This window comes from Pseudomonas sp. PS01270, from assembly GCF_029959775.1.
Taxonomy (GTDB): Bacteria; Pseudomonadota; Gammaproteobacteria; order Pseudomonadales; family Pseudomonadaceae; genus Aquipseudomonas; species Aquipseudomonas atacamensis.
Window position 1 is genome coordinate 45,524 of the sequence record NZ_JASCPT010000008.1, and the last position, 21,143, is coordinate 66,666.

The following is a 21,143-nucleotide window of genomic DNA, read 5'->3' on the forward strand; positions in this document are numbered from 1 at the left end:
GCCATGGCCGTCAGCCGCGCCGCGCGCCTGGCACCGGTGGTGGATATGGCCGAAAAGGCCGAGAAAGCCGCCGTGCAGCGCCTCGCCTACTTTCAGGGCCAGGTCAAAGTTGCCGAAAGCAAACTGGCCGACCTCAATGCCTTTCGTCTGGATTACTCGCAGCAGTGGATCGTGCGCGGCAGCACCGGCGTGACCGGGCAATGGCTGCTGGGCTTTCAGGGCTTTCTGGCGCAACTCGACACCGCCGTCGACCAGCAACGGCAGAGCCTGGTCTGGCACCAGAACAAGCTCGACAAGGCGCGTGAGGAATGGCAACAGGCGTTTGCCCGCGTCGAGGGTTTGCGCAAACTGGTGCAGCGCTATCGTGATGAGGCGCAACGCCTGGAAGACAAGCGCGAGCAGAAGCTGCTCGATGAATTGTCCCAGCGCTTGCCACGGCGTGATGCCTTCTAAACCACACCGCCAAACCCTGTGGGAGCGAGCCTGCTCGCGAAAGCGCCGTGTCAGTCAACCCTGTAGTCAACTGCCAGAATGCCTTCGCGAGCAGGCTCGCTTCCACACTTGTTCCACTGTTGCGCCTTGCCCCAAGCCTATCCAGGTGCTAAACCTTGTACAGGTTCGTCAATGACAAGGAAGCCAGTCAATGTCAGTCGTTACAGAAGTCTCTCCAGACCAGAAAAAGCTCACCATCGCCGTCAAAGGTCGGTTCGATTTCGGTCGCCATCAGGAATTTCGCGAGTCGTATGAACGGCTCCCACACAAACCCGAATCCATCGTGGTCGACCTCAAAGAGGCCACTTATCTCGACAGCTCAGCGCTGGGCATGCTGCTTTTGCTGCGTGATCACGCCGGTGGCGACGAGTCGGATATCCGTGTCGTCAACAGCAGCTCCGACGTGAAGAAAATCCTCGCGATTTCCAACTTCGACAAACTCTTCGACATCAGTTGACGCCCATGCAGGCGCAAGAGCCGCTGACCATTCTTATCGCCGAAGACAGCGCCGCCGACCGGCTGCTGCTGTCAACCATTGTCCGCCGTCAGGGCCATCAGGTGCTGACGGCGGCCAATGGTGCCGAAGCGGTCGAAACGTTCAAAGAGCAGCAGCCCGATCTGGTGTTGATGGACGCGCTGATGCCGGTGATGGACGGCTTCGAAGCGGCGCGGCGGATCAAGGCGCTGGCGGGTGAAGCGCTGGTGCCGATCATCTTCCTCACCTCGCTGACCGAGAGTGAAGCGCTGGCTCGGTGTCTGGAGGCTGGCGGTGACGATTTTCTGGCGAAGCCGTACAACCAAGTGATACTCGCCGCCAAAATCAAGGCGATGGATCGCTTGCGCCGCCTTCAGGCGACTGTCCTGCAGCAGCGCGACCTGATCGCCAGACATCACGACTATCTACTCAACGAACAACGCGTGGCCAAAGCGGTGTTCGACAAGGTCGCGCATTCCGGTTGCCTGAGCGCGCCGAACATCCGATATCTGCAATCGCCTTACGCGCTGTTCAATGGTGATCTGTTGCTGGCGGCGTACACGCCGGCCGGTGACATGCACGTCATGCTCGGCGATTTCACCGGGCATGGCTTGCCGGCAGCGGTGGGGGCGATGCCGCTGGCCGAAGTGTTTTACGGGATGACCGCCAAAGGCTACGGCCTGGCCGAAACCCTGCGCGAGATGAACGCCAAGCTCAAGCGCATCCTGCCGGTGGACATGTTCTGCTGCGCTACCTTGCTCAGTCTGAGTTTCCAGAGCCGTTCGGTGGAGGTGTGGAACGGCGGCATGCCCGACGGTTACTTGCACCGCATGGCCAGTGGCGAGCGCGTGCCGTTGCCGGCGCGGCATTTGCCCCTGGGGATTCTCAGCGCGCAAGCCTTCGATGACCGTACGGATGTGTATCCGATGGCCGTCGATGATCGAGTGTTTCTGTTATCGGACGGGGTGATCGATACCTGCGATGCCAATGACCAGCTGTTCGGCGTCGAACGCTTGCAGCAGGTGTTTGCGGCGAACCGCGAGCCGGATCGGTTGTTCGAGGATATCGAACAGGCACTGCGCGATTTTCGCGGGCAGGCCCGTGACGATGTGAGCATGGTCGAGGTCAGTCTGCTCGAGTCGGCGCAGACGCACGGCGCGGCGCCGGTGTATTCCGACAGCGGCCAGTCGTGCCCGCTGGACTGGTCGGCCAGTTTCGAATTTCGCGGCGCCACGCTCAGGCGCTTCAATCCGTTGCCGTTCCTCTTGCAGTTGCTGCTTGAGGTGCATGGCTTGCGCGCGCAAAGCGGAGCGCTGTACAGCGTGCTCGCCGAGTTGTATTCCAATGGCCTGGAGCATGGCGTGCTCGGGCTGGACTCCAGCCTCAAACGCGATGCGGCAGGTTTCGCCCGCTACTATGAAATGCGCGCGGCGCGGTTGGAGGCGCTGCAGGATGGTTATGTGCGCGTACATTTGCAGGTCCAGCCGCAGGGCGAGGGCGGGCGCCTGGTCATTCGCGTCGAGGACAGCGGCAAGGGCTTTGATGTGGCGCGGCTTATGGAACGGCCCGTGGATAACGTCCGCTTGTCGGGTCGCGGCATCAGCCTGGTCCGGCAACTGGGGCGCAACGCCAGTTGGTCGGACCAGGGTCGTAGTGCCAGCGTGGAGTTTTTCTGGGAGATTGAGGCATAATCCGCCCATTCTTGATCAAGGAGTGAGCAAGTGACAGACACACATATTGATCGCGAGGCGCTGAGCGCACTGCGCGAAATCATGGAGGAGGGTTATCCGGAGCTTCTGGATACCTTTCTGGCGGATTCCGAAAGTCGCTTGGGCGAGTTGCAAAAAACCTCTGATGCCAAAGTGTTATCGGCAGTTGCCCATAGTTTCAAGGGCAGCGCCAGCAACATGGGAGCTGTCCGCTTGGCGGCGCTCTGCCAAGAGCTGGAATCGGAAGCCAAAGATAAAAGCCCCTCGGAAATCGCCAGGATGGTGGCTGACATCACTGGCGAGTTCGCAGATGTCCGCCCTGTTTACGAAGACGAGCGGCAGCATGCTTTGACTCATTGATCTCATCGTACGGCGCTTTTCGCAAGTGTCAGGCCAAACTGGCCCGGCACTTGCAGTCATCTTGCTCAACTGTACCTACGATCCCAGTGCAGCGGAGACCGTGTCATGCCTGCGACCCCCAACATTCTTCTTCAGACCGCCGCTCAGGCCAAGGCGCAAGCCGCCTCTGCCAAATCGTCGGCAATGGCCGCAGACGCCGGGGACAAGGCCTCCAGCTTCGCCAGAGTGTTTGCCGATCAGGCGCCGGCCAAGCCTGCCGTGAGCGCCGACAACTCAGTCAAGCCGGCACGCGATAAGGTCGCAGACAGCAGCGGCAAAAAGGATATCGGCAAAGATCAGTCTGCCGCGCCCGAGCCAGCTGTTGCCGATAGCGGCAAAGCGTTGCCTGCCGACAAAGCGGCGACGAGCGACGACGCGACTGCCACTGCCGATGACACCGCTGAAACGGTACAAATCCCTGTGGCCGATGCCGCGCCAGTAGACCCGACGCTGGATCCGGCCCTGGCGCAAGTCGTTCAGCCATTGGCGGCGCCTGTCGTGCCGACTCCAACAGTCGCAACGCCAGCCCAGCCGGAAACCGAAGCGCCTGCATTGGCGGTCGTGTCGGGCATGGTCAAAGATCCGGCGGCCACCGACAGCGAATTTGATCCGTCAGCCGACCCTCTCGATTCGCTGCCGGCCGTGCGCATGGCGATGGAGCAGGGCGGGCATATTTCTGCCGCCAGCCAGGCGCAACCGAAAGCCACGCCTGCTCAAGCTCAGGCTGACGGCGAATTGACCGCCGCGCAGAACTTTGCCGCCGGCATGGCCAGCATGCTCGACGTGCAGGCCGACAAGGACAGCACCAGTCAGGGCGGCGAACAAGCTTTCAGCGGGCTGATCGACGATGGTCTGAAGGATCTGAAATCGGCTACCAGCGACACCCGCGTCGATGACTTCGCCAACCGTCTGGCGGCACTGACCCAGGCCGCTACGCCGAAAACCGCCAATGCGCTGCCGGTGAATCAGCCGATCGCCATGCACCAGAGCGGCTGGACCGAAGAGGTGGTCAACCGCGTCATGTACCTGTCCAGCGTCAACCTGAAGGCCGCCGACATTCAGTTGCAGCCGGCGGAGCTGGGGCGCTTGGATATCCGCGTGAACATGGTTCCCGATCAGCAGACCCAGGTCACCTTCATGAGCGCGCACCCGAGCGTGCGTGAAGCGCTCGACAGTCAGATGCATCGCCTGCGTGACATGTTCAACCAGCAGGGCATGGGCCAGGTCGACGTCAACGTTGCCGACCAGAACCGTGGTTGGCAGGGGCAGCAAGGCCAGGAGCAGGCGCAGCAGGGCCAGAGTGGTCGGACCAGTGCTGCGGGTGGCCGCCTGGATTCGGCGGATGAGGAATTGGCGCCGACCGCCATTGCTGAAACCGCCGCTCAAACCACCAGCGTGATCGGCAGCAGCGCGGTCGACTATTACGCTTGAGCAAAATCAAGAGCCCCTCACCCTAGCCCTCTCCCAGAGGGAGAGGGGACTGACTGGGGGATGCTCGCGAAGTACGCCGACCGGATACTTCTGCTGTGAATCCATAATCGACTCGGTCTTTCAGGTCGATGTTTGACGTCTGACACCTCGGTCGGCCCCCTCTCCCTCTGGGAGAGGGCTGGGGTGAGGGTGCTTTTGACTTTAGCGTCGTTCTCGACCTCCGACAGTTCTGGCATAACACTTGCTCTTGCCTTGCCGTGCGACTGTGAAACCCCCGATTAGTGACGGATTATTGGCATGGCGAAGAGCGAAGCTGCAGCAGTAAAAGACCCCGCAACCAAAGGCAAACTCAAGCTGATCATCGTGATCGTGCTGGCGTTGCTGGTGGCCATTGGTGCATCCGTCGGGGCGACCTGGTTCTTCATGCACGGCGCGCAGAGCAAGCCTGCCGAGGCCGCTGACGCAGCGCCGGTCGGCAAGCAGGCGGCGATTTTCGAGCCGATGGCGCCGGCCTTCGTTGCCAACTACAACCAGAACGGCCGTCAGCGCTACATGCAGGTGAGCATCACCATGCTGGCGCGTAATCAGGCCGATCTGGACGCGCTCAAAGTGCACATGCCGGTTATCCGCAACAACCTGGTGATGCTCTTCTCCGGTCAGGATTTCGCCACACTGGCGACCCCGGTCGGCCAGGAGATGTTGCGCCAGAAGGCCACCGCCAGCGTCCAGGAAGTGGCGCAGAAAGAACTGGGCAAAGTGGTCATCGAACAGTTGCTTTTCACTAATTTCGTACTGCAGTAGGAACACGACATGGCCGTGCAGGATCTGCTGTCCCAGGATGAAATCGATGCGCTCTTGCATGGCGTCGATGATGGTCTGGTACAGACCGATAATGCTGCCGAACCCGGCAGTGTCAAAAGCTACGACCTGACCAGCCAGGATCGCATCGTCCGTGGACGCATGCCGACGCTGGAAATGATCAACGAGCGTTTCGCACGCTACACCCGCATCAGCATGTTCAACATGCTGCGCCGCTCGGCGGACGTGGCCGTCGGTGGCGTGCAGGTGATGAAGTTCGGCGAATACGTGCACTCGCTGTACGTGCCGACCAGCCTCAACCTGGTCAAGATCAAACCGCTGCGCGGCACCGCGCTGTTCATCCTCGACGCCAAACTGGTGTTCAAGCTGGTGGACAACTTCTTCGGTGGCGACGGCCGTCACGCCAAGATCGAAGGGCGGGAATTCACCCCGACCGAACTGCGCGTAGTGCGCATGGTGCTGGAGCAGGCGTTCGTCGATCTGAAAGAAGCCTGGCAGGCGATCATGGAGGTCAATTTCGAGTACATCAACTCGGAAGTGAACCCGGCCATGGCCAACATCGTCGGCCCGAGCGAAGCGATTGTGGTCTCCACCTTCCACATCGAACTCGATGGCGGTGGCGGCGATCTGCACGTGACCATGCCGTACTCGATGATCGAGCCGGTGCGCGAGATGCTCGATGCCGGTTTCCAGTCCGACCTCGACGATCAGGACGAGCGCTGGGTCAACGCCCTGCGCCAGGACGTGCTCGATGTCGACGTGCCGATCGGTGCCACCGTGGCCCGCCGCCAGTTGAAGCTGCGCGACATCCTGCACATGCAGCCGGGCGATGTGATCCCGGTCGAGATGCCGGAAGACATGATCATGCGCGCCAACGGCGTGCCGGCCTTCAAGGTCAAGATGGGCTCGCACAAAGGCAACCTCGCGTTGCAGGTGATCGAGCCGATCGAGCGTCGCTGAGGCGGCGCTTTTCACCCCCGTATTTAACCGAATTGTTGCCCGCCGAGGACACATGATGAACGACGATATGAACGCGCAGGACGACCAGGCACTCGCCGATGAATGGGCTGCGGCCCTGGAAGAAACCGGTGATGCCGGCCAGGCTGACATCGATGCACTGCTGGCCGCCGACGCCGGCACTTCCAGCTCCAACCGTCTGCCGATGGAAGAGTTCGGCAGCGTGCCGAAGAACAACGATCCGGTGACCCTCGATGGCCCGAACCTGGACGTGATCCTCGACATTCCGGTGTCGATCTCGATGGAAGTCGGCAGTACCGACATCAACATCCGCAACCTGCTGCAACTCAACCAGGGTTCGGTGATCGAGCTCGATCGTCTGGCCGGTGAGCCGCTCGACGTGCTGGTCAACGGCACCTTGATCGCCCACGGCGAAGTAGTGGTGGTCAACGAGAAGTTCGGCATCCGCCTGACTGACGTGATCAGCCCAAGCGAACGCATCAAGAAGCTGCGCTGAGTGAAAAGGTTTCTCTGGGTGCTGCTGGCATGGCCGTTGAGCGTGCTGGCTGCCGAACCGGGCGCAACTACTGCCGCGCCTGCCGCCACCGCGCCGATGGTCAACAGCGGCGTGGCCGGTCAGTTGACGCAACTGGTGTTCGGTTTGCTGCTGGTGCTGGGCTTGATCTTCTTCCTCGCCTGGCTGCTGCGCCGCGTGCAACAGGCGGGGCCGGCGGGCAAGGGCCAGGTGATCGAGTTGATCGGTTCACGCGCGCTTGGCCCGCGTGACCGCTTGATGCTGGTGCAGGTCGGCAAAGACCAGATTCTGCTCGGCCTCAGCCCCGGCACCATCACCGCGCTGCACGTGCTCAAAGAGCCGGTCGAAGTCCCCACCGCCAGTGAAAAAGCGACGCCGGAATTTGCTCAGCATCTGCTGAAGATTCTTGGCAAGGACCAAAAGGATACGAAGTAATGGGTGCGCTCCGCATCGTCTTGACGCTGGTCCTGTTGCTGGCCGCGCCGCTGGCGTTCGCCGCCGATCCGTTGTCTATCCCGGCGATCACGCTGGGCACCAATGCCGACGGCGCGCAGGAATATTCGGTCAGTCTGCAGATCCTGCTGATCATGACCGCGCTGAGCTTTATTCCAGCGGCGGTCATCCTGATGACCAGCTTCACGCGGATCATCATCGTCTTCTCGATCCTGCGTCAGGCCCTCGGCCTGCAACAGACGCCGTCGAACCAGATCCTCACCGGCATGGCGCTGTTCCTGACGCTGTTCATCATGGCGCCGGTGTTCGACCGGGTGAACAACGACGCGCTGCAACCGTATCTGGCGGAAACCCTCACCGCCCAGCAAGCGGTGGAAAAGGCTCAGGTGCCGATCAAGGACTTCATGCTCGCGCAGACCCGCACCAGCGATCTGGAGTTGTTCATGCGCCTGTCCAAGCGCACCGACATCGCCAGCCCGGATCAGGCGCCGTTGACCATTCTGGTGCCGGCGTTTGTAACCTCCGAGCTTAAAACCGCCTTCCAGATCGGCTTCATGATCTTCATTCCGTTCCTGATCATCGACCTCGTGGTAGCGAGCGTGCTGATGGCCATGGGTATGATGATGCTCTCGCCGCTGATCATTTCGCTGCCGTTCAAGATCATGCTGTTCGTGCTCGTCGATGGCTGGGCGCTGATCATCGGTACTCTGGCCAGCAGTTTTGGAGGTGTTTCGCCATGACGCCGGAAGTCGCGGTCGATATCTTTCGTGAAGCCCTGTGGCTGACCACCATGATGGTCGCCATCCTGGTGGTGCCGAGCCTTCTGGTCGGCCTGCTGGTGTCGATGTTCCAGGCTGCCACGCAGATCAACGAACAGACCCTGAGCTTCCTGCCGCGTCTGCTGGTGATGCTGGTGACCCTGATCATCGGCGGTCCTTGGATCGTGCAGACGTTCATGGAATACATCATCCAGCTGTACAAAAACATTCCGATGGTCATCGGCTAAGCCATGCAGTCGCTGCTTCAGCTGACCGACACCCAGATCAGCACCTGGGTGGCGTCGTTCATGTTGCCGCTGTTTCGCGTCGCCTCGATGCTGATGGTCATGCCGGTGTTCGGCACCACCCTGATTCCGCGGCGCGTGCGCCTGTATTTCGCCGTGGCGATCACCGTGGTCATCACCCCGGCGCTGCCGCCGATGCCCGCCGTCAGCCCGCTGGATCTCAGCGGCCTGCTGCTGATTGGCGAGCAGATTCTGGTCGGCGCGGTGTTGGGCTTTTCCCTGCAATTGTTCTTTCAGGCCTTCGCCGTCGCCGGGCAGATCGTCGCGGTGCAGATGGGCATGGGCTTCGCCTCGATGATCGACCCTACCAACGGCGTTTCGGTGGCGGTGATCGGGCAGTTCTTCACCATGCTGGTGACGTTGCTGTTCCTGTCGATGAACGGCCATCTGGTGGTGTTCGAAGTCCTCACTGAAAGCTTCACCACGCTGCCGGTCGGCGGTGGTTTGATGGTTGCGCATTACTGGGAATTGGCCGGCAAACTCGGTTGGGTGCTCGGCGCCGCGCTGTTGCTGGTATTGCCGGCCGTCACCGCACTGTTGGTAGTCAACATCGCCTTCGGCGTGATGACCCGCGCCGCGCCGCAACTGAACATCTTCTCGATCGGTTTTCCGCTGACCCTGGTGCTCGGCCTGTTCATCGTCTGGGTGGGGCTCGCGGACATTCTCAACCAGTATCAACCGCTGGCCAGCGAGGCCTTGCAGTTGCTACGCGAACTGGCACGGGCGCGCTGAGTCATGGCAGAGAGCGAAAGCGGTCAGGACAAAACGGAAGACCCCACGGAGAAACGCAAAAAGGACTCCCGTGAGAAGGGTGAAATCGCCCGTTCCAAAGAACTCAACACCCTCGCCGTGATGATGGCTGGCGCCTCTGCGCTGCTGATTTTCGGCGGCATGCTTGCGCAAGAAATGATGGACGTGATGCGCCTGAACTTCACCCTGTCCCGCGAAGTGGTCATGGATCAGGGCGCCATGGGCCGTTTTCTGTTGGAGTCAGGGTTGATCGCCTTGCTGGCGATTCAGCCGGTGATGATCACCCTGTTGCTCGCCGCCATCATCGGGCCGATCTCCCTTGGTGGCTGGCTGTTCGCGGCAAGTTCGCTGGCACCCAAATTCAGCCGGATGAACCCGGCCGCCGGCCTCAAACGGATGTTCTCGTTCAAGGCTGTGGTCGAACTGCTCAAAGCCCTGGCGAAGTTTCTGATTACCTTGGGCGTGGCGCTGTTGGTGCTGTCCGCCGACGTCGACGACTTGCTGCGCATTGCCCACGAACCACTGGACATGGCGATCATCCACAGCGTGTTGCTGGTGGGCTGGAGCACGCTGTGGCTGGCCTGCGGCCTGATCATCATCGCAGCCGTCGACGTGCCGGTGCAGCTCTGGGAAGCGCACAAGAAGCTGCTGATGACCAAGCAGGAAGTGCGCGACGAACACAAGGACCAGGAAGGTCGCCCAGAGGTCAAGCAACGCATCCGCCAGACCCAGCGCGAAATGTCCCAGCGGCGCATGATGGCAGCGATTCCCGAAGCCGACGTGGTCATCACCAACCCGACCCACTACGCCGTCGCACTCAAATACGACTCGGAAAAGGGCGGCGCACCGGTGCTGCTGGCCAAGGGCAGCGACTTCATCGCCCTGAAAATCCGCGAAATCGCCGTGGCCAACAACGTCATGCTGCTTGAGTCGCCTGCGCTGGCGCGCTCGATCTATTACTCCACCGAACTGGAGCAGGAAATCCCCGGCGGGCTGTATCTGGCCGTAGCGCAGGTGTTGGCCTACGTCTACCAGATCCGCCAACACCAGGCGGGCAAGGGCAAGCGCCCGGATCCGCTGAAGGATGATTTGCCGATTCCGCCGGATTTGCGTCGGGATTCTTGATGGTGCTGCGCAGCCATTGGTCTGAGATCTCCCCTTACTGTCAACTCTGACAGGTGCGCTCGTCGTGATTTTGCAGTTTGATGCAAGGTGCTGCCGCGAACCTGGCGCGGTTATGCGGACGAGTGCAGGGAGCAAGGCAATGAAAGGTATTTTCAGCAGCTATGACGAAAAAACTGGAAGAGGCACCATCACGCCGAAGCAATCGGGACGATCGCTTTCCTTTGCCGAAGCCACGGGGTTTTTTCTGACCGCCAAAGAATACCGATTCAACATTCCATTGACCGATGCCCAGCAGGCGAACGTCAAAGTGGGCGGAGAGGTCGAGTTCGAATTATCCAAGAGCAAGAATGGAAAAGTGAAAATCCTTCGGTATTGAACAATTGATTGCAAAACCGCTGAAAACAGGGCGGCGGTTTTTATTATCGTTCCCACGCTCTGCGTGGGAATGCAGCCCGGGACGCTCCGCGTCCCTTCGAAAGCCGAACGCGGAGCGTCCGTTGAGGCATTCCCACGCAGGAGCGTGGGAACGATCATCGCGTGTCGCTACTGCGGCAACTCCAGATTATCCAGCACCCGATTCACCGCCAGCTCACCCAGCATGATCAGTTGCGCAATCCCCATCAGCGTTCGACGCTGGGATGGTTTGACCAGTCCGGCGAATTCCTGGGCGATGGTTTTGGCGGAGGCGAGGGTTTCGCAGGCGTTGGCCAGCAGGTCTTCGTTTTTCGTGTCGGCGGTGACGGCGTACATCGCGCGGGGGCTGAAGGGCGGTGGGGTGGAGCCGGGTGGACAGAGGTACTGGTCGAGGGCGCGGTCGGCGGCTTGGTGGAGTTTTTTTGAGTCGAGGGATTCGTAGGGGGAGGTGGGGTCGGTTTCGGGTGGGTTGGGTGTTGGTTTGATCATGGTGAAGCTCCTTTGAAATGGAGCCGCGACAACCTGTCGCTAAACAGGAGGGTGGCGGCTGTACGCGGCTTAGCGAACCGGTCAAAGGCACCCGGTAGATATAAGCATCCCCTTTATTTCAGGTTATCCAGCCTCCGGTTCATCGCTTGATACTCATAAATGCGAGCACTTTGTCGCCTAGACTTCCATCAGGCGCAGATTAGTCAGGAAATAGTCATTGCCAGCCCCTGTAGCGATGGCGTTCACAAACTCAAAGATCATTTGACTTGACTGCGCTTCGAAATTGCCAGAGTAGCGTGTCCAGCTAAGATTCGGTGGGGTGAATGTGCTGATAATTGTCCCGTAATTAGATCTGAATGTTAATTGTGCTGCCGGCTGCCAGGTTCCATTAGTCGCCAAAAGAGAGAATTCATAGGTTTGACCTATCACAAGATTGCTGTAGACCTTGCGCAATACTACCCCTGCTGAGCTATTTGTATAAGTGCTGTTCGTCAAAGAGGTATATCCGAGAAATGTACTATAGCTCCAGTCTCTCTGATCAATGATTGCCGGCCCATTTTCCCATCCGTTTCGCTGCAGATTGGCAAAGTTTGTGAAGTCATTGAGACGTTCCGGTGCCTGAACCAAATAACTCCTAGGTGGAAATCGCGTGGCATTCACAAGGGTGGGTTCACCAGCGAAATTGACAATGAAAGTTATGTGCAAAGTTGTTCTGTTTCCCAGTGATTTCAATAATATTAACGGTACGGCTCGAGCAAAGCCGGGAGGTGAGGTGTTAAGTTCTGCTTGGGGGGCATAAAGCTCAACTTTTTTGCCGCTCCTGTCAAACCCTTCGAAATGCAACCATAGCCGCTCCTTGGGGGTGTGTGGCCAAGCTGCCACTGTCGTTTGATCAGCAATTTGAATTTGAGTGATGTTCAGAGAGCTACTGTTATTTCCTGCAAGAATGGGCGTCGGCAAGCGTGTGTCACCATCCGTGATTTTCATAACTTCAAACGTGGCCGCTAGTGATTCGCCGGCCACAACTCCGCTACGAATCAAATCCAACCGAAACTCAATCGCCTTGCCATGCCAAGCCGCCAGAAACGCAGCGCTCAATAAAATCTCTGCAATCCCACCAACAAAATCCACCACCGGAAACGGTGGTGCACCGGCCGGCGCGTTCACCTGGACGAATTGAGCCTTATCGTCTTTCTCTGCTGCAAAGCCTGTTATCTGAAGCTTTACCCCATCCGGATTAGCCAAAACGTCAATCGGCACAGTGGGCGGGGTCAAGGTTGGGGGTGGCAGGACAAGTTGCAGGCCAATGACGGTATACACCTGATACGGAAACTGCGTGGCGCTGGCGAAGTCATTGCTCTTGTCCTCCGATACCCAGAATTCCAGTTTCAACAGCGATCCTTCTTTCAATTCTTTCAGAAAAGCTATGAGCAGCGCTTTATCCCAGAACCCCTGACTAACCCAGGTCGCATTCACCTTGTGGGTGTCACCATTCCAGAATTGCAGGACGTGCGCCGAGCCGTCGGGTTTCTGGCCAGTGACCTTCAGCCACACCTGCTGTCCGACCTGGATTCCCGTCCAGTTGCGTGCTCGTAGCGTGGCGTCTTGGCCCCTCAGTGCGGCCACGTCGAGCATGCCGTCCACGGCCTCAGCGATTATCGGCGAGTTGTACACCTTCTGATTGGCGGTGATAGTGATCGGGGTCTTCGCCGACTCATTGTTGTTGGTCAATTGATCGCGCACCGTGGCGAAGACCGAATGGGTGCCGTCGCCTATCAACTGCAATTCTGCAGCCGTCAGGGTGTGGTTGATCGGGCTTGTGGGGTTGGGAAATGTGATGCTCCAGGTGCCTATGGTGAGCGTCACCGTGTCGTGAGGCCGTGGGTAACCGACGGTGATCGTGATGACTGCCGTCTGCTCGGGTACGACGCTGGCTGGATGGCTGACGGTGACGGTAGGCGCCGGGTTGTTGTAGAGCAGCTTGAGTGTGGGTGAATCTGCGTTGTTGCCGCCGACTCGGGTCACTCTGTAGCGGACATCGTTGACACCGTTTGTGAACCAGCTCGCCGGCACGTGCAAAAGAATGCGTTCCTGCTCCTCACCGGGATAGATGGTTTTGCTGATGCCGGTGCTGACTCCGTTGACAAAAATAGTCACGACGTCATAAGCCGCCATGACCCAGTTCCGCAAGCCTGTTATGGGGTCGATGACAAGTTCTACGCCAGCAGGGATGAATGCCGAGAGAGGAAGGCCGCCATCAGCAGTACCTGCAGGCAGCACCGGTGTTATCCATTGCGGTGGGTACACGGGATACAAGGCCAGGGCTGCGTTGGCTTCGAGTGAATTGACTTGAACGCTCATTCTGTTCTCCAGGAACAATGGCAGGCAAGGTTCATCACAACGCAGAACGAGGCGTCCGTCACCTGTCAGATCTGACAGGTGGGGACGGTTTTCCGACCAATGGTATCGCTGAAGAGGTGGGCGCTCCTGTGCCGCAGAGAGGCCGAGCTCGCGCAAGCTGCACCCCAGGATCTTCAGCCGCTGCAAGGTTTGCACCCAAGAGGATCAAAATGTGGGAGCGAGCTTGCTCGCGAAAAGGCCGGCACTCTCACCCGAATCACTCAGCCGAACCGCATCATCCTGGCAACTCCAGATTGTCCAGCACCCGATTCACCGCCAATTCCCCGAGCATGATCAACTGCGCAATCCCCATCAGCGTTCGGCGCTGCGACGGTTTGACCAGCCCGGCGAATTCCTGGGCGATGGTTTTGGCGAAGGTAAGGGTTTCTTAAGCGTCTGCCAACAGGCCTTCGCTTTTAGTGGCGGCGGTAATGGCGTACAGGCCTGCGGTTTTTGGCTTGACTGTAGGCCGTGGCGCGAGGATTTGTAGGCTGGAGGGCGTGTCTGCAGGTATTTTTTAACGCGATCACTATTTAAAAACTCCAAACTGAGTCTATTTGCCGTAGCGCTGGGCATCGAGAACAATCCGATGCCCAGCGATCTATGACGGCGTCACAGCAATGGATCAATTAATTATCGAGAAGTTATCCACGGAGCAGCCAGATCCCCCGTTAGTTAAGTCTATGTACTTTATTTTTCTGTTCGGTGTTTCTGTGATCTCGGCCCAGACTTGATCTGGCACTTCATATGGGGGCGTGAGGTGTGACTTAATTAGCTGTAGATTTTCATCGTAGCATGTGTAGTTCGTTTGAACTCGAGAGATGGATGCGATGCCGAATCTAATACTTCTTGCTGTATTTTTCAGTGTGAATCTTAAAGTTGAATTGTGGTAAATATATATATATTTAGATGTCACATACGGGGCGAGAATGTTACTAGTGGCAATGCTAGAATTCCCCGCTACGACCGTAACGGTCATGCTTGGAAAGTCCATGACTGTGCCAACAGGCTTGTTTCCGTCGGTGCCCGTCTCGAAATCTTCCATTACAATCAAAGGCTCGTTCAATAAGTTCAAATTTAACGTGGGGAAGATAATTGGTGTCGAGTTTATGGTGGCGCTCGGTAACGCTTCGAAGAGAATCTCAAATTTAGTGTCGTGCTTGAGTGTTAAAAGCTTTTCCCTAGAAACGCTTTCCTTTAGTCCTGACGCTTTTTCCGTCTCCGTGATGTTGTGGTCAGTTAATATTGGTATGACGCAGTTATCATCATTGTTATCTTTTCCTGCAATCTTCAGGTTTACGAAGTTTTCAGTGCTAATTCCGATCCAAGGTATCACGGTGATCTCGGCGGCTCCTTCAAATGTACGCAAATCTAGCACTTTGTTATCCGGCGCCTGTGGCACGCTCGGAGAAGGTAAACGCTCATCGCCATCTATAATCTTTGACACGTTCAGCTTGACCGATTCTGATTGTCCAGCTCTACCCCCATTGCGATTCAAATTCCAGCGCAGCTCAATCACTTTTCCATGCCGGGCTGCCAGAAATGCCGGACTCAATAACGTGTTCACCCGTTTGTTGGCATTGAATTCCACCAATGGAAATTGCGGCGAGCCCGCCGGTGCATTGACTTCTACCAGTCGTGCACGGTCTCCTTTTAAAGCGCCAAGATACTCGATGCGCACCGTCACGCCGTTCGGATAGGCCAGTACATCAATCGGGTCAACGGCCGGTGACACCAGAAACGGGGGCAGCAACACAATGGTGCTGCCGCCGATTGCATCGGCCGTGGTGGTCTTGGAGGTCGCAATAGTGATGCCGCCGCGCACCAGTTCATATTTCGCCCGCACCACACTACCGGCGATCACTTTGGCATTGGGCACCATCAGTTTGTAGGTGAACGGAATGCGCCCGACATCGGCCTCAACGATGTGCGTCACCACCGGGGCTTCTGGTTTGGTGGCGGTGTAGGTCACGCGGATTTTGTCGTTGGGCTGCCATGTCGGCGCGAAGGCGTGCACCAGGACGGTGAGATCTTTACTGCCAAGTTTGGACAGATCGATGGTGCTTGGGTCATCGCTCTGATCGTTCGGATCTTCGGCCAGATCGGGGGCGACCAGTCGCGGTTCCTTTAGGTGCACATCTATTTCAACCGTGCCCGAGTATGGCGAGTCGGTATCCGGCCCGTTGCCGAGCTGATCGGTGACAGTGTAGGAAAAGACAAAGTTCGGGCTGTCGCCCGCTTGCTGAAACACCTCTTCCCCGACCATTACGCAAATCGTTGTCCGCTCGGCAGACGGGGTGGCAGGCGCTTCACCGGGGGCGACAATGCGCACGACATCCTTGCCGTTGCAGTTCAAGCGGATCACGTCATGCGCCCGGCAGTAGGGGTAGGCGAAACACACTTGCACGCCTTCCTTCGCGCGCTCGGCATCAATGCCGTCGTAGCGCGCGTCGTCCGGCAGGATCAAATGCAATTCGGAATGTGCGCGGTCGCCGGGCGTCTGATCCTCCATGCCGGGGCGGATGTCGTTATACAACAGGGTCAGCTCGGGTGTTGACGTGCCCTCGTTCTGGCTACCGCGGGTGATGGTGAAAACAAGCGTGTTGAGGCGATTCGTTAGTAATAAACCTTTGGGCAGATACAGGGTATGGATGTCATTTTCCTCGCCCGGCCCGATGGTTTTTGTGGCTTCAGTACGGGCGTTGTTCAGCCACAGGCGAATCACGTCACCTTCTTTCACTGTCCCGGCCAGCGGGGGGTCGACCTTGATGGTCAGGCCCATGGGTTTGAGGTCGTATACGTGTATGGGCACACCATAATCTGCGCCGATCACCGGCCTGGTAGCTTCAGGAGCTCGGGGTGGGTTTAACGTCAGGACGTTGTTGTGCGGTGTCTGGTTTATGCTCATGGGTGAAACTCCTGCGGGGGGGGAAAGGACAGGAATCATCAGAGCGTTTAATTAGGGATTGCGCACCTGTCAAACCTGACAGGTGTTAGCGGTATTCAGATGAGTGGTCATTGTGGTTCGGTGCCCATGCTCTGTGCGTAGAAGTGCCTAACGGCGCTCCGCGTTGGGCTCGGGATGGGCCGCAGAGCGTCCCGTGCTGCATTCCCACGCAGAGCGTGGGAACGATCATCATGACGCCGCGCTACTGCGGCAACTCCAGATTATCCAGCACCCGATTCACCGCCAATTCGCCGAGCATGATCAGTTGCGCAATCCCCATCAGCGTTCGGCGCTGCGACGGTTTCACCAGCCCGGCGAATTCCTGGGCGATGGTTTTGGCCGAGGCGAGGGTTTCGCAGGCGTTGGCCAGCAGGTCTTCGTTTTTGGTGTCGGCGGTGACGGCGTACATGGCGCGGGGGCTGAACGGCGGTGGGGTGGAGCCGGGTGGGCAGAGGTAATGGTCGAGGGCGCGGTCGGCGGCTTGGTGGAGTTTTTTTGAGTCGAGGGATTCGTAGGGGGAGGTGGGGCCGGATTCGGGCGGGTTGGGTGTTGGTTTGATCATGGTGAAGCTCCTGAGGTTATGGGGCCACTTTCCCCTGTCGCTAAACAAGTGAAGGTGGCAGCTGTACGCAGGTTAGCGAACCGGTCTCAGGCACCCCGGTAGACCCGAAGGTCTCCCGCATACAGCCGCCATAACGTTATTGCGGGCGAAAAATCCCGCAGCGAAGCCACGATCGCTGATGCACTGAGTTGGTCCGGGTCGCTAAACCCGATCGCTGATTCGTCAGCGACCGGACCACGATAGAACTCGACCCCAAAGCGCACAAGCCGGCGGATTCTGGCTTGGCTGTAGGCAATGGCGCAAGGATTTGTAGCCTTGAGACCGTGTCTGCAGGTGTCTTTTAAACAGCTTCGTTTAAATCGAAAAAAATGCGCCGCATTCGATGGCCTCTTCGCGAGCAGGCTCGCTCCCACAGGGGCCGTATTCCAAATGTCCGATTGGGAATGCATTTCAAACTGTGGGAGCGAGCCTGCTCGCGAAGGGGTCAGCCCAATCAGCCGATAATTCCAAGTAAAACCGCTCTATTTCATTCCCCGGCAAAAGTTGGAAAGCTTCTTGCAATAGCCGCCCTGCGTCCGCTCGGGGCGTCAAAAGTTTGCTTTAAAGGAACGGGGAAAACCGGTGGATCGCACTCAGTTATTCAATACAGCACGCACCAACGTTGCCGACCTCAGTCGAGGCAATCTGGGCGTGCCGTTGTTGCTGCTGGTCATGCTGGCGATGATGATGTTGCCGGTACCGCCGTTCCTGCTCGACGTCTTCTTTACCTTCAACATTGCCCTGTCCATCGTCGTCCTGCTGGTCTGCGTGTATGCGCTGCGGCCGCTGGATTTCGCCGTGTTCCCGACCATTCTGCTGGTGGCGACGCTGCTGCGCCTGGCGCTGAACGTGGCCTCGACGCGGGTGGTGATGCTCCACGGTCAGGACGGCCACGCCGCCGCCGGTAAGGTGATTCAGGCCTTCGGTGAGGTGGTGATCGGCGGTAACTACGTGGTCGGTATCGTGGTCTTCGCGATCCTCATGATCATCAACTTCGTCGTGGTGACCAAGGGTGCCGGGCGGATTTCCGAGGTGAGCGCGCGTTTCACCCTCGATGCGATGCCCGGCAAACAAATGGCGATTGACGCCGACCTCAACGCCGGCCTGATCGACCAGAATCAAGCCAAGTCGCGCCGTCAGGAAGTCGCCCAGGAGGCGGAGTTCTACGGTTCGATGGACGGTGCCAGCAAGTTCGTCCGTGGTGACGCGATCGCCGGCCTGCTGATTCTGTTCATCAACCTCATCGGCGGCATGGCGGTGGGTATCTTCCAGCACGGCATGAGCTTCGGCGATGCGGGCAAGGTTTACGCCTTGCTGACCATCGGTGACGGTTTAGTGGCGCAATTGCCATCACTGTTGTTATCTACAGCAGCGGCGATCATGGTGACCCGTGCTTCCGGCTCGGAAGACATGGGCAAGCAGATCAACCGCCAGATGTTCGCCTCGCCGAAAGCGCTGGCCGTGGCCGCAGGTTTGATGGCGGTGATGGGCCTGGTGCCGGGCATGCCGCACTTCTCCTTCCTGAGCATGGCGGCGCTGGCTGCGGGCGGCGCGTACCTGTTCTGGAAGAAGCAGAACGTCGCCAAGGTCGTGGCGCTGGAAGAGGTCAAGCGTCAGCAGGAACTGCTGCCGTCGCCGGCACGCGCCATGGAAACCAAAGAGCTGGGCTGGGACGACGTGACGCCGATCGACATGATCGGCCTGGAAGTCGGCTATCGCCTGATTCCGCTGGTGGACCGCAATCAGGGTGGGCAATTGCTCGCGCGGATCAAGGGTGTGCGCAAGAAGCTCTCGCAGGATCTGGGCTTTTTGATGCCGACCGTGCACATCCGCGACAACCTCGATCTGGCGCCGAGCGCGTATCGCTTGACGCTGATGGGCGTGATCCTCGCCGAAGCCGAGATCTATCCGGATCGCGAACTGGCGATCAACCCGGGCCAGGTGTACGGCTCGCTCAACGGGATCAACGCCAAAGATCCGGCTTTTGGCCTGGAGGCGGTGTGGATCGAAATCAGCCAGCGCGCCCAGGCGCAATCGCTCGGCTACACCGTGGTCGATGCGAGCACCGTGGTCGCCACCCACTTGAACCAGATTCTGTACAAGCACTCCAGTGAGCTGATCGGCCACGAGGAAGTGCAGCAACTCATGCAATTGCTGGCCAAGAGCTCGCCGAAACTGGCGGAAGAGCTGGTGCCGGGCGTGGTTTCGCTATCGCAGTTGCTCAAGGTCCTGCAAGCGCTGCTCGCCGAGCACGTGCCGGTGCGCGACATTCGCAGCATCGCCGAGGCGATCGCGAACAACGCTGCCAAGAGTCAAGATACCGCCGCGCTGGTCGCCGCTGTGCGGGTCGGCGTATCCCGTGCAATCGTCCAAAGCATTGTAGGCACTGAGTCCGAGCTGCCTGTAATCACATTGGAACCAAGGTTGGAACAGATATTGCTCAATAGTCTGCAGAAGGCAGGACAAGGCTCGGAAGAGGGCGTTCTGCTGGAGCCGAGCATGGCCGAGAAGCTGCAACGTTCGTTGATCGAAGCGGCCCAGCGTCAGGAAATGCAAGGCCAGCCGGTGATCCTGCTGGTTGCAGGCCCGATTCGCGCGATGCTCTCGCGCTTCGGCCGCCTCGCAGTGCCAGGCCTGCATGTGCTGGCCTACCAGGAAGTACCGGACAACAAGCAAGTGACCATCGTTGCGACAGTAGGGCCCAACGGCTGAGGTAGTGGTTTATGCAAGTTAAGCGTTTTTTCGCCGCCGATATGCGTCAGGCCATGAAGCTGGTTCGCGATGAGCTGGGCGCTGATGCCGCCATCATCGGCAACCGCCGCATTGCCGGCGGCGTCGAGTTGACGGCGGCTCTGGATTACAAACTGTCGGCGCTGGCGCCACGGGTTCCGAACATGGAACTCGAAGACGAGCTGCGCAAGACCCAGTCGCGCATCGTCACCGCCCAGGCCGAGCTGAGCCTGCGTGGCGAAGCCGACGGCAACACCAATCAGCAGTTGTTCGCCGGGCTGCCGTTGACCGCAGGCCTGCCGCTGACCGCTGCCGAGCCGCTGAGCGAGCCGACCTACGCCGCACCGACGCGCCCGGCCGCAGCGCCTGCGCAGGCCTCGGCGGGTGTCGATCCGCGTGCGCTGGATTCGATGCGTTTTGAATTGAACAGCCTGCGCGAGCTGATGGAAGTTCAGCTCGGCACCCTGGCCTGGAATCAGCTGCAAGGCAGCCGTCCGGCCCAGGCCAATCTGTATCGCCGTCTGCAGCGCATCGGCCTGTCCGGCCCGCTGTCGCGCGATCTGCTGGCGATGATCACCGATATCGAAGAACCCCGTCAGGCCTGGCGCATGCTGCTGGCGCACCTGGCGCGGATGATTGCCGTACCGGAAGTCGAGCCGCTGGAAGAGGGCGGTGTGATTGCCATGGTCGGCCCCGCCGGCATGGGCAAGACCACCACGCTGGCCAAGCTCGCCGCGCGTTACGTGCTCAAGTACGGCGCGCAGAACGTCGCACTGGTGAGCATGGACAGCTTCCGCATCGGCGCGCAGGAACAACTGAAAACCCTCGGACGCATCCTCAACGTGCCGGTAACGCACGTCGATCCAGGTCAGTCGCTGGTGCAGGCATTGGATCCACTGCTACGCAAACGCGTGGTTTTGATCGATACTGCCGGCCTGCAAGCCAGTGATCCGGCGTTGCGCATGCAGCTTGAGAGCCTGGCCGGGCGTGGCATTCGCTCAAAAAATTATCTGGTCCTGGCAACCACCAGCCAGAAACAGGTTCTAACCGCCGCTTACCACAGTTACAAGCGTTGCGGGCTGGCCGGCTGCATCCTGACTAAACTGGATGAAACGGCCAGTCTCGGCGAAGTGTTGAGCCTGGCGATCAGTCATGAATTGCCGGTCGCGTATCTGACCGATGGCCCACGGATTCCGGATGATCTGCATCTGCCGCGTCGTCATCAATTGGTCAGCCGCGCCGTCAGCGTGCAAATGCAGGAAGAACCCAGCGAAGAAGCCATGGCTGACATGTTCGCTGATATCTATCACAGCCCGACCAAGCAGGTTGGCTGAGGTAATCATGAACAGTTTTT

20 protein-coding genes and 1 pseudogene are annotated in these 21,143 nt (G+C 58.9%); 16 read left to right on the top strand and 5 right to left on the bottom strand.

Going from position 1 to position 21,143, the window contains the following annotated elements:
* Positions 1 to 3 precede the first annotated feature (3 nt).
* From fliJ to QMX86_RS05005, 14 genes are all read left to right on the top strand, one after another.
* A complete protein-coding gene (fliJ, locus tag QMX86_RS04940) occupies positions 4 to 453 on the top strand; it encodes a flagellar export protein FliJ (protein ID WP_016771076.1) in 450 nt (149 codons plus the stop codon).
* A gap of 190 nt (positions 454 to 643) precedes the next feature.
* On the top strand, positions 644 to 949 hold the full coding sequence (locus QMX86_RS04945; RefSeq protein WP_016771075.1) for an STAS domain-containing protein: 306 nt from the start codon (positions 644 to 646) through the stop codon (positions 947 to 949).
* Between the two features lie 5 nt (positions 950 to 954).
* On the top strand, positions 955 to 2,658 hold the full coding sequence (locus QMX86_RS04950) for a fused response regulator/phosphatase (RefSeq protein ID WP_282385845.1): 1,704 nt from the start codon (positions 955 to 957) through the stop codon (positions 2,656 to 2,658).
* Between the two features lie 30 nt (positions 2,659 to 2,688).
* Entirely contained in the window at positions 2,689 to 3,036 is a 348-nt protein-coding gene (locus tag QMX86_RS04955) for an Hpt domain-containing protein (RefSeq protein WP_071171443.1), read from the top strand.
* 105 nt (positions 3,037 to 3,141) lie between these two features.
* A complete protein-coding gene (locus tag QMX86_RS04960) occupies positions 3,142 to 4,506 on the top strand; it encodes a flagellar hook-length control protein FliK (protein WP_282385843.1) in 1,365 nt (454 codons plus the stop codon).
* Positions 4,507 to 4,803: 297 nt separating this feature from the next.
* Positions 4,804 to 5,307: a flagellar basal body-associated protein FliL gene (gene fliL, locus QMX86_RS04965; RefSeq protein ID WP_110645071.1), complete on the top strand. Its 504-nt coding sequence runs from the start codon at positions 4,804 to 4,806 to the stop codon at positions 5,305 to 5,307.
* Between the two features lie 9 nt (positions 5,308 to 5,316).
* Positions 5,317 to 6,285 carry a flagellar motor switch protein FliM gene (gene fliM, locus QMX86_RS04970; RefSeq protein WP_003222890.1) on the top strand — a complete coding sequence of 323 codons (969 nt, stop codon included), beginning with the start codon at positions 5,317 to 5,319 and terminating at the stop codon, positions 6,283 to 6,285.
* A gap of 52 nt (positions 6,286 to 6,337) precedes the next feature.
* A complete protein-coding gene (gene fliN / locus QMX86_RS04975; RefSeq protein ID WP_162999812.1) occupies positions 6,338 to 6,799 on the top strand; it encodes a flagellar motor switch protein FliN in 462 nt (153 codons plus the stop codon).
* Positions 6,800 to 7,252 carry a flagellar biosynthetic protein FliO gene (gene fliO, locus QMX86_RS04980; protein WP_073472766.1) on the top strand — a complete coding sequence of 151 codons (453 nt, stop codon included), beginning with the start codon at positions 6,800 to 6,802 and terminating at the stop codon, positions 7,250 to 7,252.
* Complete coding sequence (gene fliP, locus QMX86_RS04985; protein WP_016771068.1) at positions 7,252 to 8,010, top strand: flagellar type III secretion system pore protein FliP; 759 nt, start codon at positions 7,252 to 7,254, stop codon at positions 8,008 to 8,010. The genes fliO and fliP overlap by 1 nt, the downstream gene beginning before the upstream one ends.
* Positions 8,007 to 8,276 (top strand): flagellar biosynthesis protein FliQ, encoded by a 270-nt coding sequence (gene fliQ / locus QMX86_RS04990; protein ID WP_016771067.1) that lies wholly within the window; start codon positions 8,007 to 8,009, stop codon positions 8,274 to 8,276. Before fliP ends, fliQ begins: the two co-directional genes overlap by 4 nt.
* A 3-nt stretch (positions 8,277 to 8,279) precedes the next feature.
* Positions 8,280 to 9,065 carry a flagellar biosynthetic protein FliR gene (fliR, locus tag QMX86_RS04995; RefSeq protein ID WP_073472764.1) on the top strand — a complete coding sequence of 262 codons (786 nt, stop codon included), beginning with the start codon at positions 8,280 to 8,282 and terminating at the stop codon, positions 9,063 to 9,065.
* Positions 9,066 to 9,068: 3 nt separating this feature from the next.
* Positions 9,069 to 10,208 carry a flagellar biosynthesis protein FlhB gene (gene flhB, locus QMX86_RS05000; protein WP_110645072.1) on the top strand — a complete coding sequence of 380 codons (1,140 nt, stop codon included), beginning with the start codon at positions 9,069 to 9,071 and terminating at the stop codon, positions 10,206 to 10,208.
* Between the two features lie 139 nt (positions 10,209 to 10,347).
* Positions 10,348 to 10,584: a hypothetical protein gene (locus tag QMX86_RS05005; protein ID WP_110645073.1), complete on the top strand. Its 237-nt coding sequence runs from the start codon at positions 10,348 to 10,350 to the stop codon at positions 10,582 to 10,584.
* A 167-nt stretch (positions 10,585 to 10,751) separates the two neighbouring features.
* Here QMX86_RS05005 and QMX86_RS05010 read toward each other — a convergent pair whose 3' ends face one another.
* The 5 genes and pseudogenes from QMX86_RS05010 to QMX86_RS05030 all read right to left on the bottom strand — a co-directional run bounded on the left by QMX86_RS05010 (position 10,752) and on the right by QMX86_RS05030 (position 17,020).
* Positions 10,752 to 11,111: a DUF6124 family protein gene (locus QMX86_RS05010; protein WP_122704710.1), complete on the bottom strand. Its 360-nt coding sequence runs from the start codon at positions 11,109 to 11,111 to the stop codon at positions 10,752 to 10,754.
* Positions 11,112 to 11,288: 177 nt separating this feature from the next.
* A complete protein-coding gene (locus QMX86_RS05015; protein WP_282385837.1) occupies positions 11,289 to 13,472 on the bottom strand; it encodes a hypothetical protein in 2,184 nt (727 codons plus the stop codon).
* Between the two features lie 274 nt (positions 13,473 to 13,746).
* A pseudogene (locus QMX86_RS05020) lies at positions 13,747 to 13,968 on the bottom strand (hypothetical protein); the annotation flags it as partial.
* 168 nt (positions 13,969 to 14,136) lie between these two features.
* A complete protein-coding gene (locus tag QMX86_RS05025) occupies positions 14,137 to 16,419 on the bottom strand; it encodes a hypothetical protein (protein WP_282385836.1) in 2,283 nt (760 codons plus the stop codon).
* Between the two features lie 241 nt (positions 16,420 to 16,660).
* On the bottom strand, positions 16,661 to 17,020 hold the full coding sequence (locus tag QMX86_RS05030) for a DUF6124 family protein (protein WP_282385834.1): 360 nt from the start codon (positions 17,018 to 17,020) through the stop codon (positions 16,661 to 16,663).
* Positions 17,021 to 17,641: 621 nt separating this feature from the next.
* Here QMX86_RS05030 and flhA point away from each other — a divergent pair.
* Together flhA and flhF are read left to right on the top strand one after the other, a co-directional pair.
* Positions 17,642 to 19,771 (top strand): flagellar biosynthesis protein FlhA, encoded by a 2,130-nt coding sequence (gene flhA, locus QMX86_RS05035; RefSeq protein WP_016771062.1) that lies wholly within the window; start codon positions 17,642 to 17,644, stop codon positions 19,769 to 19,771.
* Positions 19,772 to 19,782: 11 nt separating this feature from the next.
* Positions 19,783 to 21,123, top strand: a complete 1,341-nt coding sequence (gene flhF / locus QMX86_RS05040; protein ID WP_024012117.1) for a flagellar biosynthesis protein FlhF — start codon at positions 19,783 to 19,785, stop codon at positions 21,121 to 21,123.
* Positions 21,124 to 21,143: the final 20 nt, after the last annotated feature.

Coding starts and splice junctions, on each gene's coding strand:
- QMX86_RS05015 (WP_282385837.1), bottom strand. CDS start 13,472: ATGAGCGTTCAAGTCAATTCACTCGAAGCCAACGCAGCCCTGGCCTTG.
- QMX86_RS05005 (WP_110645073.1), top strand. CDS start 10,348: ATGAAAGGTATTTTCAGCAGCTATGACGAAAAAACTGGAAGAGGCACC.
- fliL (WP_110645071.1), top strand. CDS start 4,804: ATGGCGAAGAGCGAAGCTGCAGCAGTAAAAGACCCCGCAACCAAAGGC.
- fliJ (WP_016771076.1), top strand. CDS start 4: ATGGCCGTCAGCCGCGCCGCGCGCCTGGCACCGGTGGTGGATATGGCC.
- fliN (WP_162999812.1), top strand. CDS start 6,338: ATGATGAACGACGATATGAACGCGCAGGACGACCAGGCACTCGCCGAT.
- QMX86_RS04945 (WP_016771075.1), top strand. CDS start 644: ATGTCAGTCGTTACAGAAGTCTCTCCAGACCAGAAAAAGCTCACCATC.
- fliP (WP_016771068.1), top strand. CDS start 7,252: ATGGGTGCGCTCCGCATCGTCTTGACGCTGGTCCTGTTGCTGGCCGCG.
- QMX86_RS05025 (WP_282385836.1), bottom strand. CDS start 16,419: ATGAGCATAAACCAGACACCGCACAACAACGTCCTGACGTTAAACCCA.
- fliQ (WP_016771067.1), top strand. CDS start 8,007: ATGACGCCGGAAGTCGCGGTCGATATCTTTCGTGAAGCCCTGTGGCTG.
- flhB (WP_110645072.1), top strand. CDS start 9,069: ATGGCAGAGAGCGAAAGCGGTCAGGACAAAACGGAAGACCCCACGGAG.
- QMX86_RS04950 (WP_282385845.1), top strand. CDS start 955: ATGCAGGCGCAAGAGCCGCTGACCATTCTTATCGCCGAAGACAGCGCC.
- fliM (WP_003222890.1), top strand. CDS start 5,317: ATGGCCGTGCAGGATCTGCTGTCCCAGGATGAAATCGATGCGCTCTTG.
- fliR (WP_073472764.1), top strand. CDS start 8,280: ATGCAGTCGCTGCTTCAGCTGACCGACACCCAGATCAGCACCTGGGTG.
- flhF (WP_024012117.1), top strand. CDS start 19,783: ATGCAAGTTAAGCGTTTTTTCGCCGCCGATATGCGTCAGGCCATGAAG.
- QMX86_RS05010 (WP_122704710.1), bottom strand. CDS start 11,111: ATGATCAAACCAACACCCAACCCACCCGAAACCGACCCCACCTCCCCC.
- QMX86_RS05030 (WP_282385834.1), bottom strand. CDS start 17,020: ATGATCAAACCAACACCCAACCCGCCCGAATCCGGCCCCACCTCCCCC.
- QMX86_RS04960 (WP_282385843.1), top strand. CDS start 3,142: ATGCCTGCGACCCCCAACATTCTTCTTCAGACCGCCGCTCAGGCCAAG.